The organism is Bradyrhizobium sp. NAS80.1, from assembly GCF_001908205.1.
GTDB lineage: Bacteria > Pseudomonadota > Alphaproteobacteria > Rhizobiales > Xanthobacteraceae > Bradyrhizobium.
Genome location: NZ_LGHL01000207.1, coordinates 1 through 16741, shown reverse-complemented (window position 1 = coordinate 16741; position 16741 = coordinate 1). Strand labels below are relative to the sequence as shown.

General features: G+C 63.5%; 19 protein-coding genes and 2 pseudogenes. 17 read left to right on the top strand and 4 right to left on the bottom strand.

Annotated elements, in window-relative coordinates; translation table 11 throughout:
• Positions 1 to 437: 437 nt before the first annotated feature.
• The 4 genes and pseudogenes from AC629_RS36255 to AC629_RS36240 all read right to left on the bottom strand — a co-directional run bounded on the left by AC629_RS36255 (position 438) and on the right by AC629_RS36240 (position 4820).
• Positions 438 to 1085: a MarR family winged helix-turn-helix transcriptional regulator gene (locus AC629_RS36255; RefSeq protein WP_084809543.1), complete on the bottom strand. Its 648-nt coding sequence runs from the start codon at positions 1083 to 1085 to the stop codon at positions 438 to 440.
• Positions 1086 to 1936: 851 nt separating this feature from the next.
• On the bottom strand, positions 1937 to 3262 hold the full coding sequence (fliI, locus tag AC629_RS36250; RefSeq protein WP_084809542.1) for a flagellar protein export ATPase FliI: 1326 nt from the start codon (positions 3260 to 3262) through the stop codon (positions 1937 to 1939).
• Between the two features lie 36 nt (positions 3263 to 3298).
• Positions 3299 to 4028, bottom strand: a pseudogene (flgF, locus tag AC629_RS36245) (flagellar basal-body rod protein FlgF).
• A gap of 3 nt (positions 4029 to 4031) precedes the next feature.
• On the bottom strand, positions 4032 to 4820 hold the full coding sequence (locus AC629_RS36240; RefSeq protein WP_084809541.1) for a DUF1217 domain-containing protein: 789 nt from the start codon (positions 4818 to 4820) through the stop codon (positions 4032 to 4034).
• Between the two features lie 142 nt (positions 4821 to 4962).
• Here AC629_RS36240 and motA point away from each other — a divergent pair, with 142 nt between their 5' ends.
• The 17 genes and pseudogenes from motA to AC629_RS36155 all read left to right on the top strand — a co-directional run.
• Positions 4963 to 5859: a flagellar motor stator protein MotA gene (motA, locus tag AC629_RS36235; protein WP_084809540.1), complete on the top strand. Its 897-nt coding sequence runs from the start codon at positions 4963 to 4965 to the stop codon at positions 5857 to 5859.
• Positions 5856 to 6797 (top strand): flagellar motor switch protein FliM, encoded by a 942-nt coding sequence (locus AC629_RS36230; RefSeq protein WP_084809539.1) that lies wholly within the window; start codon positions 5856 to 5858, stop codon positions 6795 to 6797. Before motA ends, AC629_RS36230 begins: the two co-directional genes overlap by 4 nt.
• A complete protein-coding gene (locus AC629_RS36225) occupies positions 6778 to 7092 on the top strand; it encodes a hypothetical protein (protein ID WP_084809538.1) in 315 nt (104 codons plus the stop codon). The genes AC629_RS36230 and AC629_RS36225 overlap by 20 nt, the downstream gene beginning before the upstream one ends.
• 76 nt (positions 7093 to 7168) lie before the next feature.
• Positions 7169 to 7558: a flagellar motor switch protein FliN gene (gene fliN / locus AC629_RS36220; RefSeq protein WP_084809537.1), complete on the top strand. Its 390-nt coding sequence runs from the start codon at positions 7169 to 7171 to the stop codon at positions 7556 to 7558.
• 2 nt (positions 7559 to 7560) lie between these two features.
• Positions 7561 to 8601 carry a flagellar motor switch protein FliG gene (locus AC629_RS36215; RefSeq protein ID WP_084809536.1) on the top strand — a complete coding sequence of 347 codons (1041 nt, stop codon included), beginning with the start codon at positions 7561 to 7563 and terminating at the stop codon, positions 8599 to 8601.
• 13 nt (positions 8602 to 8614) lie between these two features.
• Positions 8615 to 9700: a flagellar biosynthesis protein FlhB gene (gene flhB / locus AC629_RS36210; protein ID WP_084809535.1), complete on the top strand. Its 1086-nt coding sequence runs from the start codon at positions 8615 to 8617 to the stop codon at positions 9698 to 9700.
• Positions 9701 to 9764: 64 nt separating this feature from the next.
• Positions 9765 to 10166 (top strand): flagellar basal body rod protein FlgB, encoded by a 402-nt coding sequence (flgB, locus tag AC629_RS36205; RefSeq protein ID WP_084809534.1) that lies wholly within the window; start codon positions 9765 to 9767, stop codon positions 10164 to 10166.
• Positions 10167 to 10177: 11 nt separating this feature from the next.
• Positions 10178 to 10594 (top strand): flagellar basal body rod protein FlgC, encoded by a 417-nt coding sequence (gene flgC, locus AC629_RS36200; RefSeq protein ID WP_024339327.1) that lies wholly within the window; start codon positions 10178 to 10180, stop codon positions 10592 to 10594.
• Between the two features lie 2 nt (positions 10595 to 10596).
• A complete protein-coding gene (fliE, locus tag AC629_RS36195) occupies positions 10597 to 10926 on the top strand; it encodes a flagellar hook-basal body complex protein FliE (protein ID WP_084809533.1) in 330 nt (109 codons plus the stop codon).
• A gap of 17 nt (positions 10927 to 10943) precedes the next feature.
• Complete coding sequence (gene flgG, locus AC629_RS36190; protein WP_084809532.1) at positions 10944 to 11732, top strand: flagellar basal-body rod protein FlgG; 789 nt, start codon at positions 10944 to 10946, stop codon at positions 11730 to 11732.
• Positions 11733 to 11745: 13 nt separating this feature from the next.
• On the top strand, positions 11746 to 12222 hold the full coding sequence (gene flgA / locus AC629_RS36185) for a flagellar basal body P-ring formation chaperone FlgA (protein WP_084809531.1): 477 nt from the start codon (positions 11746 to 11748) through the stop codon (positions 12220 to 12222).
• Positions 12219 to 13350, top strand: a pseudogene (gene flgI, locus AC629_RS36180) (flagellar basal body P-ring protein FlgI). Before flgA ends, flgI begins: the two are co-directional and overlap by 4 nt.
• Before the next feature lie 67 nt (positions 13351 to 13417).
• Complete coding sequence (locus AC629_RS36175) at positions 13418 to 14185, top strand: MotE family protein (RefSeq protein ID WP_084809530.1); 768 nt, start codon at positions 13418 to 13420, stop codon at positions 14183 to 14185.
• A complete protein-coding gene (gene flgH, locus AC629_RS36170; RefSeq protein WP_084809529.1) occupies positions 14186 to 14881 on the top strand; it encodes a flagellar basal body L-ring protein FlgH in 696 nt (231 codons plus the stop codon).
• A 42-nt stretch (positions 14882 to 14923) separates the two neighbouring features.
• Complete coding sequence (locus tag AC629_RS36165) at positions 14924 to 15367, top strand: flagellar basal body-associated FliL family protein (protein ID WP_084809528.1); 444 nt, start codon at positions 14924 to 14926, stop codon at positions 15365 to 15367.
• Positions 15364 to 16104, top strand: a complete 741-nt coding sequence (gene fliP / locus AC629_RS36160) for a flagellar type III secretion system pore protein FliP (protein WP_084809527.1) — start codon at positions 15364 to 15366, stop codon at positions 16102 to 16104. Before AC629_RS36165 ends, fliP begins: the two co-directional genes overlap by 4 nt.
• A 259-nt stretch (positions 16105 to 16363) precedes the next feature.
• A partial coding sequence (locus tag AC629_RS36155; RefSeq protein ID WP_502693077.1) for a flagellin N-terminal helical domain-containing protein occupies positions 16364 to 16741 on the top strand: 378 nt, incomplete at its 3' end.

The window sequence follows — 16741 nt, the reverse complement described above, 5'->3', positions numbered from 1 at the left end:
GAAAGCGTTGATGGGTTTCGCTTCGCTCTACCCATCCTACGAGTGCTGCGCATGGGAGGATCGCGATGCTGCCTCATACTCCGTCATTGCGAGCGCAGCGAAGCAACTCCAGATTCTCTCCGCGGAAAGACTCTGGATTGCTTCGCTGCGCTCGCAATGACGATGCGGTGACTGTGCGCGACAAACTCCCGCTCGTGCCCCGGACGCAGCGCAGCGCCATCCTGGCGATGCGAAGCATCGTCCAGCGGGCGGTGCGCTGCAGAGCCCGGGGGCCCATGTCTCCGCACCTTCGCCGTGTCGTCATCTGGGTCCCGGCTCTGCGCAGCGTCACCATAGCGCGTCGAGACGCGCGTAAACGCGCTTTCGGTGCCGCAGCGCGCCGGGACGCGAGAGACGTGGAGACAGCTCCGTGTGCAGTCAGGCTGCGAACCTTCGACTCACCCCTGGCTCGCCACGCGTGCGCGGTCGAGATGCTCCTCGATCTTCGGGCGGTCGCGGGTGCGCTCGAAACTGGTGCAGAGCAGTTCGGTTTCCTCGAGCGAGATCGGGGCGCGATACAGCCGGCACATGAATTCGGCGGTTGCGCGTCCCTTCCCGCTGCCCGGACCGGAGCTGGGGCTGCGTTCGGCGAGAAACATGCAGTCCCGACAGATGCTGGCGTCAAGGCGCTGATGGGCCGCGTCGAGGTGATTAAGGACCTCCCGCAGCGAGTCGCGCAGCTTGATGCACTCATCGGTCCCCAGCGCCGTGACCGCATTCACCACGTGATTGATCGGGTCGTGCTGGTTCAGGCATTTCTCGCCCTGCGCGGTGACGTGGAGCACGACGGAGCGCTTGTCCTCGTGCGACGGCTTTCGCATCAGGAAGGACTTGCTCTCCAGCGTCTTCACGATCTGCGATGCCGTCGCCCTGGTGGAGCCGATGAAGCCGGCGAGTGCGGAGGGCGTGCGCGAGAACCTGTTGGCGCGGCCGAGAAAGCGCAGCGCCATCCATTCCCGATCGCGCAATCCATGTTGATTGCCTTCGAAATACCAAGCCCTCGCCGCCTGAACCAGCAGCTCGACGGCTTCTCGTGCCAGCGGCATCAATTTACCTCGTCCCCGGGACTTCGTCTGCGGCGCCCCGCAGCCGCCGTGCGTCCTGGCTCGAGAATTGTTCGAGAGACGTCAGACGACCGGAAGTGTCCGATGAGCACGTCGCACCCAACTCATGCTCGAAGGCGCGGACTGCAACGCCTCCGACCTGGACCAATCGGTGTCGTGTAGTCCGGAGTGGGAGGCTGTGTCGCTCACGGCATGCCAAACGCGTCGTCGCCGCACGGGAGCCCGAGTTGCCGCCACCAGCGGACGATGGATCGGAGTTGTTCAACCGAAGCCCCTGAGTTCAAGTCACAAGCAGAAGTTTCTTATGTTCCGTCGAAACGATGAATGAGCTTCTAAACAAAATCAAGTAGAGACGTCCCGGAACCTGGATGTCGCTGCTGATGACTGTAGCGTTCAAGACAATCTCGCTCTTCAGGACACGTGATAGTGAACGCGAGACGCAGTGTAACAAGGCATTTGCACACAACTATGCTGCGGTTTGATTGCACGCATGTCGGGGTCCATCGTTGATGGAAATTGATGGAAGCTTGTGCATGGCGACGGTGTGCATCGGCATGTCATCCACAACTTGTGCGATCGGTCAGAGAATCGCCAAGGGAATTCGTAAGGATTGCACGCGGCGGTTGTTGCGGCAATGGCCGCGAAAAGGCTCCGATCGCGCCGCTTTCGCCGCGCTACCCGATCTTCAACCAAATGGTTGATCCGCTCACGACGGAAAGCGGCTGGGGGCGACGCGTGCGCGTGCACCGGTAGCCTGGCGGCATGCGTGATCGGCTGTCGCGATCATGAGCAAGGCGGGATCGCGGGCGCGCCTCGCGCGCCGTCTCACCCTGCTATTCGCCCCTGAGCATGTCCCTCAGCTCGCGGAACGGGTCGGCGCTTGGCGGGGCTGAGGCATCTTGCCGCATGGCGCTGTAGATTCTCGGGGCCATGTCGACCGCCTGGTCGAGGCCGGAATCGCGCCCGGCCTGGTATCCGCCCATCAGGCGAAGGTCGCGCGTGTCCTCGTATTTTGCGATCATGGTGCGCAGTTTGCTCACCAGCTCGCGCTCCTCGGGGTCCCAGACATTATGGGCGAGGCGGGAGACCGAGGCCAGCACGTCGACGGCCGGATAACGCGCCTGATCGGCGATGTGCCGGCTGAGCACGATATGCCCGTCGAGCGTGCTGCGGATGGTGTCGGCGATCGGATCGTTGTGGTCGTCGCCGTCGACCAGAACGGAGAATATCCCGGTGATCGTCCCGGATCCCTCCTCGCCGGGGCCGGCGCGCTCCAGAAGGCGCGGCAGGTCGGTGAAGACCGTCGGCGCGTAGCCGCGCGCGACCGCGGGCTCCCCGGCGGCAAGGGCGACCTCGCGGGCGGCGTGAGCGAAACGGGTGATCGAATCGACCACGAGCAGGACCGATTCGCCGCGGTCGCGGAAATACTCGGCGACCGCCATTGCAGTTTTCGGCGCCAGTCGCCGCATCATCGGGCTTTCATCTCCCGTCGATACGATTGTGACCGCGCGGTTGCGGTTGGCGCCGAGCACGTCCTCGATGAATTCGCGCACCTCGCGGCCGCGTTCGCCGACGAGCGCCAGCACGACAGTGTCAAAACCCTGGCTGCGGGCCAGCATCGCAAGCAGCGTCGACTTGCCGACGCCGGAGCCGGCAAAGATGCCGACGCGCTGGCCGGCGCAGATCGGGGCGAACAAATCGATGACGCGCACGCCGGTGCGCAGCGGCTTGTGGACGCGCGCGCGCTTCATGGCCGAAGGCGCCTCGGCCTCAGTGGACACCGCCCGCGATCCCGGAGTGAGGGGACCCTGTCCGTCCAGCGGCGCCCCGAGCGCGTTGATGACGCGGCCCTTCCAGCTCGGATCCGGCGCAAGGGACAAGGGCGGCATCCGGTAGGCGACCGAGCCGAGGCCGCCGGAGAATTGCCGGTCGAACGGCTTGGCGATGATGCCCTCGCTGTCGATCCGCACCACCTCGCCGATCTGGGGCCTGCCGCCGGAGTTGACGCCGATCAGTTCACCAAGCCTGACGAAGCGCGACAGGCCGGAGACGCGGAAATGCGTCGGCGCGATCTCCGAGATCGCGCCGCTGACGCTTGCCAGGGGAGTGCTCTGCTGAAGCTCCAGCAGCGCCCACTCGAGTTGCCGAAGAGCGTTCAAGGAAACCGTCCACCTTCAGTGCGCGCGAGGCGCAGTCTACTTGCCGGGCTCGCCCAGCGTCCGGATTGCGTTCTGGAGCGAGCTCTCGGTGCCTTCGATCATCGAATTGGTGCCGTCGAAGGCGCGCGAGGCCGAAATCAGCCGCGTCAATTCGAGCAACGGATTGGCTCCGGAGCCCTCGACATAGCCCTGCTTGAAGCCGTCGCGGGAGAAGTCGGCGATGGTGGTCGCAGGCCGGTCGGGTATGACGCCGGAATTGCCGTAGCGCTCGAGATTGGCGTTAGCGGGAATGTTGAACAGGCCAATGGAGCCGATCTCGTTGTTGTCCTGGGTGATCGCGCCGCTGCGCGCGATCGAGATCGGTCCACCGTTCGGGTCGATCGTGATCTGCGCGCCGCCGGCATCGATGACGGGGAAGCCGGACACGGTCTGAAGATCGCCGTTGGAGGCGATCTGGAGGCGGCCGTCGCGCGTATAGACCGTGCCGTTCGGGCCGGCGAAGGCGATCCAGCCCTGTCCGACCACGGCGACGTCGAGCGGGTTGCCGCTCTCGGTGACGCTGCCGGTCTCGCGCGAGATGATGTTATCGCCGGGCGAGGAGAAGGCGACCGGGTTCGCGCCGGCCTTGGACAGTATCGTCTCGAACTTCACAACGTCCGTGCGGAACCCCCCCCGTGTTGACGTTGGCGACGTTGTTGGCGATCGTCTGGAGGCGCTTTTCGAGGGCGACCTGCGCCGACAATCCCACATAGAGAGCAGATTGCATGACTTACTTTCCGAACCGGATGGACTGAAGCTTCGAGAGCATGTCGGTATCCATGCCGGTCATCGACGACGCTCCGCCGATCAGGACCAGCGCGGGGTTGGTCGAGTTGTCGCTCTGGACCTGGGTCGCATCCCACATGGCCGCAAAGCGCTGTACGAATTTGGTCACCTTGGTCGGGTCCTGGAAATCGGTGAGGTTGATCTTGTTCGTGATCATCTTGGCCTGGGCGTCGATGTCGGCCGAGCTGATGGTCGCCGGCAGGCCGAGCGCCGTCTGAACCACCTGGGTCAGCGCCTTGTCGGCGAGGATCTGGTAGGCGGTCGTGACCGTGGAGGCCTTGCGCGTGAAATAGAGTGCCAGCCGAAGACCCTCGTTCTGGTCGCCGGCCTTCTCCTCCATCGTCTGCGTGACGTATTGCGTTGCCGTGCCGGTCGTGGCCGCGGCCGTCTGGGTCGCCTTGTCGCCGAGGGCAGCGAAATTGAAGGCGGCGGCGAATTGCCGGTAGCGGGTGTCGGTCAGCTTGTTGGCGAAGGTCTTGTTGTTGGCGATACCCTCGGTCAGCACCTTGCGCATGAACGCCTTGGCGTAGGTCATGTCGCTGAGGCCATAGGCCTTCATCGCGTAGGAGTAGAGGCGATAGTCCTTCAGGAAATCGTCGATGGTCTTCACGTTACCGATATGGCTAAGGAAATAATCGGTCTCGCGGCTGACATCGGGCTCCTTCGCGACCTGCGTCAGCGACTTTCCCATGTCCTTGGTTAGTCTGGTGTAGTCCGCGATCGTGGATAGCATGACACGCGCCCCTCTGGTCGCCGTTGTGACATCATCGCAAGCTGCCGCGAATTGCTTGCGTGAGGCTGGCGATGGGGAAGCCAGCTTCGCGCAAGCGTCGCCGACTAAATGTTCCCGGTGGGATTGGCGATGGAGCGATGCGTTGGGCAGTTTCGTGGGGGTTGTCATCACGGTAGCGGCTCTGCTGGGCGGATTTGCCGCCATGGGCGGGCATCTGGCCGTGCTTATGCAGCCGTGGGAGTTCGTCATCATCATGGGCACCGCGGTTGGCACCTTCATCGTAGCCAATCCGTGGAAAACGGTGGTCGATACCGGGCTTGCCTGCGTGCAGGCCATGACCGGTGCGGTACCGAGTGAACGTTACTATCTCGATCTGCTCGGGGCCCTCCATGCCCTGATGCGCGAGCTGCGGGGCAAGGGCCGCAACGAGGTCGAAGCCCATATCGACGATCCCGCCTCCTCCGAGATCTTCAAGGCGTTCCCGAGCGTGCTCGGCGATCCGTCGCTGCTCCAGTTCATCTGCGACTATGTCCGCCTCATCATCATGGGGAACGCGCGCACGCATGAGATCGAGGCGCTGATGGACGAGGAAATCCACACCATCGTGAAGAGCAAGCTGACGCCCTACAATGCGTTGGTGGTGGTGTCCGAGGCGCTGCCGGCGCTCGGCATCGTCGCCGCCGTGCTCGGCGTCATCAAGGCCATGGGAGCGCTCGACCAGTCGCCGAAGCTGCTTGGCGGCTTCATCGGCGCGGCCCTGGTCGGCACCTTCGCCGGCATCTTCCTCTCCTACGGCATCATTTCGCCCTTCGCGCTGAAGATCAAGATGACCCGCGAGAAGCGCTGCCGGCCCTACATCATCGTCAAGCAGACGCTGCTGGCCTTCATGAATGGCGCCATGCCGCAGATCGCCGTCGAGCACGGCCGCAAGATGATTGCGAGCACGGAGCGGCCGTCGATCGACGTCGTCGAGAATGAGACGATCGCAGGTCCGAAGGCCGTCGTCACCGAGGCCGAACCCAAGGCTGCACGCGCATGATGATGGAAGACGTCGAAGTCGATCAGCGGAAGCAGCTGCCGAACTATTTGCTGGACGCTGCCGGCATATCGATCGAACGCATGCCGATGCTCAATGTGATCTTCGATCGCATGGCGGCATCGTGTACGGACAGCCTGCAGCCGATGGCCGGAACGCCCTGCTATTTCTCCGTCAACGGCATCACCAACGATCGCGTCGGTGACATCATCAAAGACTACGAGGCCAACGCGGTCGCTGCCGTGCTCTATGCCGAGGAGTGGGACTCCCGCGTCATCATCATGCTCGACCGCGATTTCGTGTTCACGATGGTGGAGGCGATGTTCGGCTCCGACGGCGCCGAACCGCCGCTCGACGTCGAGCGCTCCTTCTCCAACATCGAGATTCGTCTGGTCCAGGCGCTGTTCGAGCGGTTCGCCAAGGCGCTGCAATCCGCATTCGCCGGCACCTCCAACGTCACCTTCCGCGTGGAGCGGGTCGAGACCGCCATGGCTTCACTGGCCATTGGGCGCAGCGGCAACATGTCGATCTGCGCGAACATCATGTTGCAGGCGCTCTATCGCGGCGGCCAGATGTTCCTCATCATTCCGCACTCCGCGCTCAACCCGTTGCGGCAGAAGCTCGCGCATGTCGTCGTCAGCGATGGTCGCGCGGCCGATCCGCGCTGGCGCGAGCAGATGGAGAGCGAGGTTCACCGAACCGAGGTGACGCTGAGCGCGGTGCTCGATGAGAAGATGATATCTCTCGATGACGTCGTGAAGTTCCACGTCGGGCAGGTTCTCGAGCTCGAAGCCACGCCGCGCACGCTGGCCCGGCTCGAAAGCAACAACCAGGTGTTGTTCTGGTGTCAGATCGGCCAGCTTGATGGCTATTACGCCATGCAGGTGGCAGATCCCGTCGATCAGAAGCGGGAGTTCGTCGATGATATCCTATCTCGTTGATGCCGTGCTGCTGATTGCGCTCGCTTTCACCAGCATACGGGTGACCAAGATGCACCGCGAGCTGGCGCGGTTGCGCAGCTACCAGGGCGAATTCTCCAACATCGTTCACGAGACGGCAGGCGCGTTCGACACGGTGGTCACTGCAGCGCACGATTCAACCGCAAATCTCGGACGGCTCGCCAGCGTGCTGAGCACGAAGATCGATCAGGCCCATGAGGCGATCGCGGCGCTCGACGCGCGGAGCGGGCTCGTATCCGCCGCGACCGCGGCCAGCGCCGATATGAACAAGCATTGAAGCCGAGGCTGGCGGAATAAATACGGTCGGAACGTCGCGGCGCTCCGGGAGCGGAAATACCAAGAGGCGATATCAAATGGCGCAATCCTTCGACTATGAGTCTGCCGCTCGAGCATCGGCATCCGACCAGGAGCATTCTGAATCATCTCCGCTGGAGCGGCTGGCCGAAATCGCCGCACGCACGGCGGAAGAGACAGGCAAGTTCGCCAATGTCGATGCCATCCTGCGCATTCCCGTCACTATGCAGGTGGTGCTCGGTTCGGCAACCATTCCGGTCGCGAATCTGATGAAGCTCGGCCGCGGCGCGGTGGTTCCGCTGGATCACCGCGTCGGCGAGCCCGTCGACGTCGTGGTCAACGGCCGCGTCGTTGCTCGCGGCGAGGTGGTCGTCGTCGAAGAGGACAATTCCCGCTTCGGCGTCTCGCTCACCGAGATCGTCGGGCCGCTGGGGCAAGGTGATAGCTGACCATGGCGGCACAGGTCGGCATCGCCCCCATCAAGCAGCGAGGCGTTGCCACGCTGGGCGGAACGGAAAAGGTCGCGGCGCTTCTGCTGGCTATGGGCCGGCAGGCGGCCGCGAGCGTGCTGCAGCAGTTCGAGCCGCAGGAAATTCGCATCGTCACCAAGGCCGCAGCAGAGCTGCGGCCGATCACGGCGCAGGAGCTGGAGGCGATCGTCGAGGAGTTTGCCCAGCAGTTCTCGACGGGTGCCAACATTCTCGGCACGCTCGGCGGCCTGGAGGCCGTGCTTGGCGACGTACTTCCTGCCGAACAGGTCTCGGCGATCATGTCAGACCTGCTCGGCAATTCGAGCCGGTCGGTGTGGGACCGCGTCTCGTCGGTTTCTGAAAACTCGCTCGCAAGCTATCTCTCGAAGGAGCATCCGCAGACCGCGGCGCTCATCCTGTCCAAGGTCAAGCCCGCCTGTGCCGCCAAGGTCATGAGCCAGCTACCCTCGAGCCTGCGCAATGAGCTGATGCGGCGCGTGCTCAGCCTAAAGCCGATCGCCGACGACGCCATGAGAGTCCTCGAGAAGACGCTGCACGAGGATTTGACGCTGAATTTCGCCCGCAACCTCGGCGCGGACACCTACGCCCGTGTCGCGGACATCATCAACAAGATGGAGCGCGGCCACATCGAGGACATGCTGAAGAGCCTGTCGGAGAAGCGGCCAAAATCTGCCGAGGTGCTGAAGGAACTGCTGTTCACCTTCGACGACGTGATCAACCTGACACCGAAGGCGCGCACCATGATCTTCGACCAGGTGCCGACCGATCGCATCGTCATCGCGCTGAAGGGGACCGACAAGCAATTCCGCGAACTGATCCTGTCCTCGGTCGCCTCGCGCGTCCGTCGCGTCGTCGAGCATGAACTCGCCATCGGCGAGCCGTCGAACCAGCGCGACGTGCTGGAGGCGCGGCGCGTGATTACCGACCTCGCCCTCGAGCTCGCGGAGAAGGGCGAAATCGAGCTCAACCCGGAGCAGGAGGACGAGCTGGTCTTCCGCTGACCGCTGAACGGGCATGGCAGAATCATCCGATCAGGAGAGCAAAACAGAAGAGCCGACCGAGAAGAAAGTCCGCGATTCGCTCGAACAGGGCAAAATCCCGGTCTCTCGGGAGGCTTCCATCTTCGCCTCGATGGCGGCGCTGATGGTGATCCAGGCGTTCCTGATCGGCCAGGGCGTGCAGCGGTTGACGCCGACCCTGAAGAGCTTTCTCGACGACCCCGAGGGCTTCCCGCTGAGCACCGGGGCAGATGCACAAAACCTTCTCACGGTCGTAGGCCTCCAGGCGTTGCGGTTCCTGGTGCCGCTGGTCGTCATTCTGGCGGTATTCGGGCTGGCTTCGTCGCTTCTACAAAATGCGCCGCGTCTGGTGCTGGAGCGCATCAAGCCGGATTTATCGCGAATCTCTCCGATCGGCGGCTGGAGCCGGCTGTTCGGATCGCAGGGCCTCGTGGAGTTCGCAAAGTCGCTGTTCAAGCTCGTTTCGGTGACGGCTGTCGTCGTCTTCGTGCTGCGCTCGTCGGAAGCGAAGGCGTTCGAGGCGATGTACACCGATCCGGTCGCGCTGCCGGAGATGATTCTCAACATCGCGATGCGGATCGTTTCGGCGATCTGTATTGCGACCATCGTCCTGGTCGCGATTGATCTTGCCTGGGCGCGCTTCCACTGGCGTCGCCAGCTGCGCATGACGCGGCAGGAGATCAAGGACGAGCACAAGCAGGCCGAGGGCGATCCGCTGGTCAAGGCACGCCTGCGTTCGCTGGCGCGCGATCGCTCGCGGCAGCGGATGATCGCCTCTGCATCGCGTGCGACGCTGGTGATCGCGAACCCCACGCACTTTGCGATCGCGCTGCGCTACAAGCGTGAGGAAAACCCGGCGCCGCTCGTCGTGGCGAAGGGCATGGACGTGATCGCGCTGAAGATCCGCGAGGTCGCCGAGCAGAACAGAATTCCGGTGATCGAGAACAAGGCGCTGGCACGCGCGCTCTACGAGGCTGTTCAGGTCGATCAGGTGATTCCGGCGGAATTCTTCCGTCCTGTGGCCGAGATCATCTACTTCCTCCAGTCGAAGCAGACGCCGCGACCCGAAAAGGTTCAGTAGATTTCCGAGGACGACGTCTCGCGCATCAGCCTGACGAAAGCTTGCGGCCCTAAGCTTCTCTCGAATGGATCAGAATGGGGCTGTCGTGGGACCGCTTTATCTCTTCGAACTCGCATCGTCGCAGGCACGCTGGCTCGAGGTTCGCCAGTCGACCATCGCGACCAATGTCGCCAACGCCAATACGCCGGGCTTCAAGGCTCGCGACGTTGAGCCCTTCAACAAGGTGCTCGACGGCATGCCGGTCAGGCTCGCGACGACATCGCCCTCGCACATGCAGCTTTCCCCGGCCGAGACCGACACGCGGGCGACTTCGAAGAAGGACAGCTGGGAGGTGGTTCACTCCGGCAACTCCGTCAGTCTCGAGCAGGAGATGATCAAGGGTAGCGACGTCAATCGCGACTACTCGATGAATTCGGCGGTCGTGCGGTCGTTTCACCGCATGCTGCTGTCGAGCGCGAAGGCCTGAGGTGAACTGACATGCTGGACTCATTGCAAGCTTCATTGACGGTCGCGAGCTCCGGGCTCGAGGCGCAGTCGACTCGCATGCGCATCGTCTCGGAAAACCTCGCGAACGCGACGTCGACGGGGCGAACCGCCGGCGCCGATCCGTATCAGCGCAAGACGATCACTTTCGATGCTGCAATGGATCGTGCCTCGGGCGCGCAGCTTGCGAAGGTCAAGGAGATCGGGGTCGACACCACGCCGTACCGCGTCGAGTACGATCCGGGGCATCCCGCCGCTGACAAGGCCGGCTACGTGAAGCTGCCGAACGTGAACATGATGATCGAGATGGCTGACATGCGGGAAGTCAATCGGTCCTATGAGGCCAATCTCCAGGTCGTGAAACAGGTGAGGTCGATGCTGGGCATGACCATCGACCTTCTGAGGAGCTGACAATGCTTGAGGCGATTTCTTCCACCGCGATTTCCGCAGGGCAGGCGGCGTCCCGCGCGACCGAGGCGCAGGCCATCGCGCCCGCGGCGCCGACCGCGATCCAGTCAACCGACGACGTCGGCTTCGGCTCGGTGATGAAGCAGGTGACGACGGACGCGATCGGGACGCTGAAGGCGGGCGAAGCGGCGTCGATCTCGGCGATGCAGGGCAAGGAATCGACGCGGCGCGTCGTCGAGGCGCTGATGTCGGCCGAGCAGGCCTTGCAGACGGCGGTCGCGGTTCGCGACAAGGTCGTGCAGGCCTATCAAGAAGTCGTTCGGATGTCGATTTGATCTGAAGGAGTGACGCTGTGAAATCGCTCGCCATTGCGGCTACGGGCATGAATGCCCAGCAGACCAACATCGAAGTCATCGCGAACAACATCGCTAATATCAACTCGACGTCGTACAAGCGTGCGCGCGCGGAATTCACCGATCTGTTCTATCAGATGGACCGCATGCAAGGCGTCGCGAACGTCAACGGCTCGTCGCCGATTCCGGAAGGCGCCAATCTTGGCCTTGGCGTCAAGTCGGCGGCCATCCGCAAGCTGCACATCCAGGGCGCGCTCACGCAGACCGGAAATCCTTACGACCTGGCGATCAACGGCCGCGGCTGGTTTCAGATATTGGGCCCGAACAACGAGGTGCAATACACCCGCGCGGGCTCGTTCAACACCAATGCCAACAGCCAGCTCGTCACGATCGACGGCTATCTGCTCGATCCGGCAATCACGGTGCCGCAGGGAACGGTTCAGGTCACCGTCAACAAGACCGGCCAGGTGTTTGCCAAGCTGGACACGGAAGTGAACCCGCGGCAGATCGGCCAGCTGAACCTCGCGAACTTCGCCAACGAAGCGGGCCTCGAGCCGCTGGGCGGCAATCTCTATCGCGAGACCACGGCGTCAGGCACGCCGGTCGTCGGACTGCCGGGCGATCCCGGCTATGGCCAGATCAACCAGCAATATCTCGAAGCCTCGAACGTCGATCCCGTCAAGGAAATCACCGAGTTGATCTCGGCTCAGCGTGCTTATGAAATGAATGCCAAGGTCATCCAGGCTTCGGATGAAATGGCCCAGACGGTCTCGAAGGGCATGCGCTAGTTCCGGTGTCTCGATGTTGAACAGGGTGGGCTTGATGGTGCGCGGGCTGGCCGCCGTGCTGCTGGTTCCCGTCTCGGCGCAGGTCGCTGCGGCCGAGGAGAAGCGGCTTCCCGTGCCGGCCGTATCGATTCGCGCCGGCGAGCTGATCCGGGACGACATGATCACGGAGCGGGCGTTCGCACCGAATCTGCTCGGCGTCGCCATGTTCATCGAAGGACGCCAGGTCCTGGTCGGCCGTATGGCGCGGCGCACGCTGCTGCCGGGCCAGCCGATCCCGACCAACTCCGTGGAAGATCCCTGGACCGTCGCCCGTGGCGCGATGGTCAAGGTCGTGGTGGAAGACAGTGGCCTGTCGATCGTCACTTACGGCTCGGCGATGCAGTCCGGCGCGCCCGGCGCGCTCATCCCGGTGCGAAACACCGACACTGGCGTGATCATCAGGGGCGTCGTCCAGGCGGACGGCACCGTCAAGGTCGTGGACGGGTCATGACCAGAGTCCTGCTTGCACTCCTCCTCATCGTTTCCGCCGCCAGCGCCCAGGCCGCTGTCCGCATCAAGGACATCGCGGACATCAAGGGACTGCGCGAAAACCAGATCGTCGGCTATGGCCTCGTCATCGGCCTGAACGGCACCGGCGACACGCTTCGCAATGCTCCGTTCACGGAGCAGTCCCTGCAATCGATGCTCGAGAATATGGGCATCAATGTCAGGAACGAGACCACGAGCACCAACAACCCCCCCGCGCCCGACGACGCTGCGCACACGCAACGTCGCGGCCGTGATGGTGACTGCGGACCTGCTGCCTTCAATCGGGGCGGGCGAGCGGATGGACGTGACCGTGTCGTCGCTCGGTGATGCGACTTCGCTGCTCGGCGGCACCCTGGTGATGACGTCGCTGCGCGCGGCCGACGGTGCGGTCTACGCGGTGGCGCAAGGAGCGGTTACGGTCGCCGGCTACAGTGTCGGAGGTCAGGCTCAGAACGTCAGCCAGGGGACGCCGACCGCTGGGCGCATTCCGAACGGCGCGCTGGTCGAGCGTGAGGTGAAGGGAAGTCTCCACGAAATGGAGTTCCTGGTGCTGGAACTCAAGAACCCCGACTTCGTCACGGCGACGCGAATCCTCGACGCCATCAACCGCTTCGCCGGCGGCCGCTATCGCGCGCAGATCGCCTTCGAACGCGACTACCGCACTATCGTGCTGTCGAAGCCGCGCCACATCGGCCCGGTCCGCTTCCTTGCCGAAATCGGCGAGCTGACAGTCGAACCGGATACGCCGGCGCGGGTGGTGATCAACGAGCGCACCGGCACGGTCGTCATCGGGCGCGACGTGCGGATATCGACCGTTGCGGTGACGCATGGCAATCTGACGGTCCGCGTCACCGAGCTTCCCGTGGTGTCGCAGCCGGCGCCGTTCTCGCTAGGGCAGACAGTGGTCGTTCCCCAGACCGTCGTCGAAGCCAACGAGGCCGGATCGCAGGTGGCGATCCTCAGCGGCGTCGATCTCCAGCGCCTGGTGCGCGGGCTGAACCAGATCGGCCTGAAGCCGTCCGGCATCATCGCGATCCTTCAGGCGATCAAGACGGCCGGCGCGCTCCAGGCCGATGTCATCGTGCAATGATGCGCAAGCGTCGTGCAAGCATGGTCGCTCAATGCTCAGGTCTCGACCAAGAATCGCACGCGGCCCGATGCTGAAACTGGATCACAAAGCCAAACTTCTCTTCCTCGCGGTGTCCGTGCTCGCGAGCACGTCGCCTGTGCTGGCGCTGGATGAGGCGAAGCCGTCGAAGCCGCTCAACCTGCTCTCATTCGCCCGCGCGGCCGGACCGCAGAAGCCGCGCACAGCGGCCGCGGCAATCCCGGGCGACTATGCGTCCATCCGGGCGACGGCGTGGGCGGCTGAAGACTCCGGACTAGCGGTCACCGGCGCGGTGCCCGCTTCCGAGCCGCCTGCACCGGCGCCAACGCCCACAGCTGCGGCGGTACGTCCGGCCAAGCCCGGCAGCGTCACGGCACCGCCGAAACCCGCACCGCCCGCGGCCGCTGCGCCCGGAGACGGCGACGTCGCCCTGTTCTGTAGCAACGTGGCCGACCCCGCCGTCGATGCAAGACTGGCCTGGCAGCTGAAAGAGCTGGAGAAGGCCGAGAATCAGCTACGCGAGCGGATCGCGGAGGTCGAGGCCAAGCGTGCCGAATACGAGAAGTGGATGGCGCTGCGCGACGACTTCCTGAAGAAGGCCGAAGCGAGTGTCGTCGAGATCTATTCGCGCATGAAACCCGACGCTGCGGCCACCCAGATCGCCGGCATGGCCGACGAGACCGCCGCCGCCGTGCTGGCAAAGCTTAGCCCGAGGAGTTCGAGCGCAATTTTCAACGAGATGGATACGGCACGCGCGGCGCACCTCGCCGATCTGCTTGGCGGCATGCGTCGTGTGGATGACGGAAAGACCAAGTAGATGAAGAAGCCGATCCTCATCCTGTCGCTCCTGTTGCTTGCCGGGTGTGCCCGCGATACGGCCGAGATCCTGTACGGCCCGAAATTGTCGCCCGTGGGCAGCGGGCTGAGGACGCAGGCCGAGCCGATCCCGGTGTCGCCCCGCACGCACACGCCGGTCAGCTATCGCTCGACCTGGGATGACGGCACCGATCTTTTCCGCGATCCCCGCGCCCGGCGCGTTGGCGACGTCGTGACAGTGATCATCTCGATGCAGGACAAGGCCAAGCTCGACAACAAGACCGATCGCTCGCGCGATTCGCAGATCAAGTTCGGGCTGGCCTGGCTGATGGACGTGGCGGGATGGCAGGACAAGGGCCAGACCAACGCTAACCTCAACACCAACACCCAGATCAAGGGCAACGGCCAGATCGATCGCACCGAGGACATCAAGCTGTCCATCGCCGCCGTCGTCACCGACGTGTTGCCGAACGGCAATATGATGATCAGCGGCTCGCAGGAGTTCGGTGTCAACACGGAGATGCGCGTGCTCAACGTCGGCGGCATCGTGCGTCCACGCGATATCTCGCGAAACAACACGATCTCCTACGAGAAGATCGCCGAGGCGCGCGTTTCCTATGGCGGTCGCGGAAATCTGTCTGACGTGCAGCAGCCTGGATGGGGACATCGGATCTATGACGCCGTGGCACCATTCTGAGATGCGCACCGGCCTGGCCGCGACGCGAGGGCAGGGGACGTCATGCGCCTGATTGCTGCCATCGTGGCCCTGACCCTGGTCGCGATCGGTGCAGGCGCGATTGCCGGCCTGCATCTGTTTGCGGCTGCCCAGCGCGTCGCCGACGCGAAGAAAAGCGCCACGCCGCCGCCCATTGCCTCGAGCTACGCTGGCAGCGCGCGGCTGAGAAAACTGTCCCCGATCGTGACCAATCTCGCCGCGCCGGCCAACAACTGGGCCCGTGTCGAGGCTTCCATGGTGACCGAGAGCATGAGCGACGAGGATGCCGGCATCCTGGCCGCTCACATCAGCGAGGACATCGTGACTTATCTGCGGTCGGCGTCGGTTGCGCAGTTCGAGGGATCGCGCGGGCTCCAGCATCTGCGCGACGACCTCGCCGAACGCGCAACCATCCGCTCGTCGGGCAAGGTCCGCGAACTGATTATTGAGACGTTGGTGATCCAGTGAGAGTGAGAGTCCTGCTGCTGGCGCTGGTTCTGGTCGTGCTTCCAGAGGTAGCACTCGCCCAGATTCCCGATCTCAACTCACTGCTGCCGCCCGGCAACGGCTCGACCAGCGGCCGCATCATCCAGATGATGGCGCTGATCACGGTGCTGTCGGTGGCGCCGGGGCTGCTCATCATGGTGACGAGCTTCACGCGGTTTGCGGTGTCGCTGTCGTTCCTGCGCTCCGGTCTTGGCCTCCAGACCACGCCGGCCAATCTGGTGCTGATCAGCCTGGCGCTGTTCATGACCTTCTACGTGATGGCTCCGACCTTCGACCGCGCCTGGGAGACCGGCGTCCAGCCTCTCATGAAGAACGAGATCTCGGAGGAGGAAGCCTATCTGAAGATCACCGATCCGTTCCGCGAGTTCATGCTGGCCCATGTCCGCGACAAGGATCTCCAGACCTTCGAGGCGCTCGCCGCGGAAAGCTTTCGCAAGAAGTTCGACGACAAGCGCATCGACCTGCGCGTCATCATTCCGGCCTTCATGATCTCCGAGCTCAGGCGTTCGTTCGAGATCGGATTCCTCATCATCCTGCCGTTCCTCGTCATCGACATGATCGTGGCGACGCTGACCATGTCGATGGGCATGATGATGATGCCGCCAACGATCATCGCGCTGCCGTTCAAGATGCTGTTCTTCGTGCTGATCGACGGCTGGAACCTGCTCGCCTCCGGACTGGTGCGGTCGTTCTCGTAAGCGCCGCGATCGCCGGCCGCCCGGCTCGTTAAGGTTAGCGAGAATGGTTAGCGGCAAGTAATCTTAACCATATGATTTTACTACGAAATTTCCGCCGGTCTTAATCTGGAAGCAAGATTCGGCGTGCTAGCAATGCGTCACGGCGGGTTGGACCCCACCCATATCAGTCCAAAGGCATGATGCCGCCCCTCCGTACCGGTGAAAGCCCGGTATGTCCCAAAGTGAAAATGTAACGCGTACACAAAAAGGGACATTCGCAATGTCAAGCCTGCTTACGAACTCGACCGCCATGACCGCGCTCCAGACCCTGCGGTCTGTGAGCTCGCAACTCTCCACCACGCAGACCCGGATCTCCACCGGCCAGCGCGTGGCCACCGCTTCGGACAACGCCGCCTACTGGTCGATCGCGACGTCGATGCGCGCCGACAACGCCGCGCTCTCCGCTGTCTCCGACTCGCTCGGTCTGTCGGCTGCGACCGTCGACACCGAATATACCGCTCTGACCTCGGTTGTGGGCGACAAGAACGGTGGCCTGACCAAGCTCCAGGCGCTGCTGGTCGAAGCCAAGACCGCCGGTATCGACCGCACCAAGATCCAGGCCGACATCACCCAGATCCAGCAGCAGATGAAGGGCACG

Coding starts and splice junctions, on each gene's coding strand:
- flgB (WP_084809534.1), top strand. CDS start 9,765: ATGGATCAGAATGGGGCTGTCGTGGGACCGCTTTATCTCTTCGAACTC.
- AC629_RS36175 (WP_084809530.1), top strand. CDS start 13,418: ATGCTGAAACTGGATCACAAAGCCAAACTTCTCTTCCTCGCGGTGTCC.
- AC629_RS36230 (WP_084809539.1), top strand. CDS start 5,856: ATGATGATGGAAGACGTCGAAGTCGATCAGCGGAAGCAGCTGCCGAAC.
- AC629_RS36240 (WP_084809541.1), bottom strand. CDS start 4,820: ATGCTATCCACGATCGCGGACTACACCAGACTAACCAAGGACATGGGA.
- fliN (WP_084809537.1), top strand. CDS start 7,169: ATGGCGCAATCCTTCGACTATGAGTCTGCCGCTCGAGCATCGGCATCC.
- flgA (WP_084809531.1), top strand. CDS start 11,746: ATGTTGAACAGGGTGGGCTTGATGGTGCGCGGGCTGGCCGCCGTGCTG.
- AC629_RS36165 (WP_084809528.1), top strand. CDS start 14,924: ATGCGCCTGATTGCTGCCATCGTGGCCCTGACCCTGGTCGCGATCGGT.
- fliE (WP_084809533.1), top strand. CDS start 10,597: ATGCTTGAGGCGATTTCTTCCACCGCGATTTCCGCAGGGCAGGCGGCG.
- flgC (WP_024339327.1), top strand. CDS start 10,178: ATGCTGGACTCATTGCAAGCTTCATTGACGGTCGCGAGCTCCGGGCTC.
- flhB (WP_084809535.1), top strand. CDS start 8,615: ATGGCAGAATCATCCGATCAGGAGAGCAAAACAGAAGAGCCGACCGAG.
- AC629_RS36255 (WP_084809543.1), bottom strand. CDS start 1,085: ATGCCGCTGGCACGAGAAGCCGTCGAGCTGCTGGTTCAGGCGGCGAGG.
- AC629_RS36225 (WP_084809538.1), top strand. CDS start 6,778: ATGATATCCTATCTCGTTGATGCCGTGCTGCTGATTGCGCTCGCTTTC.
- flgH (WP_084809529.1), top strand. CDS start 14,186: ATGAAGAAGCCGATCCTCATCCTGTCGCTCCTGTTGCTTGCCGGGTGT.
- AC629_RS36215 (WP_084809536.1), top strand. CDS start 7,561: ATGGCGGCACAGGTCGGCATCGCCCCCATCAAGCAGCGAGGCGTTGCC.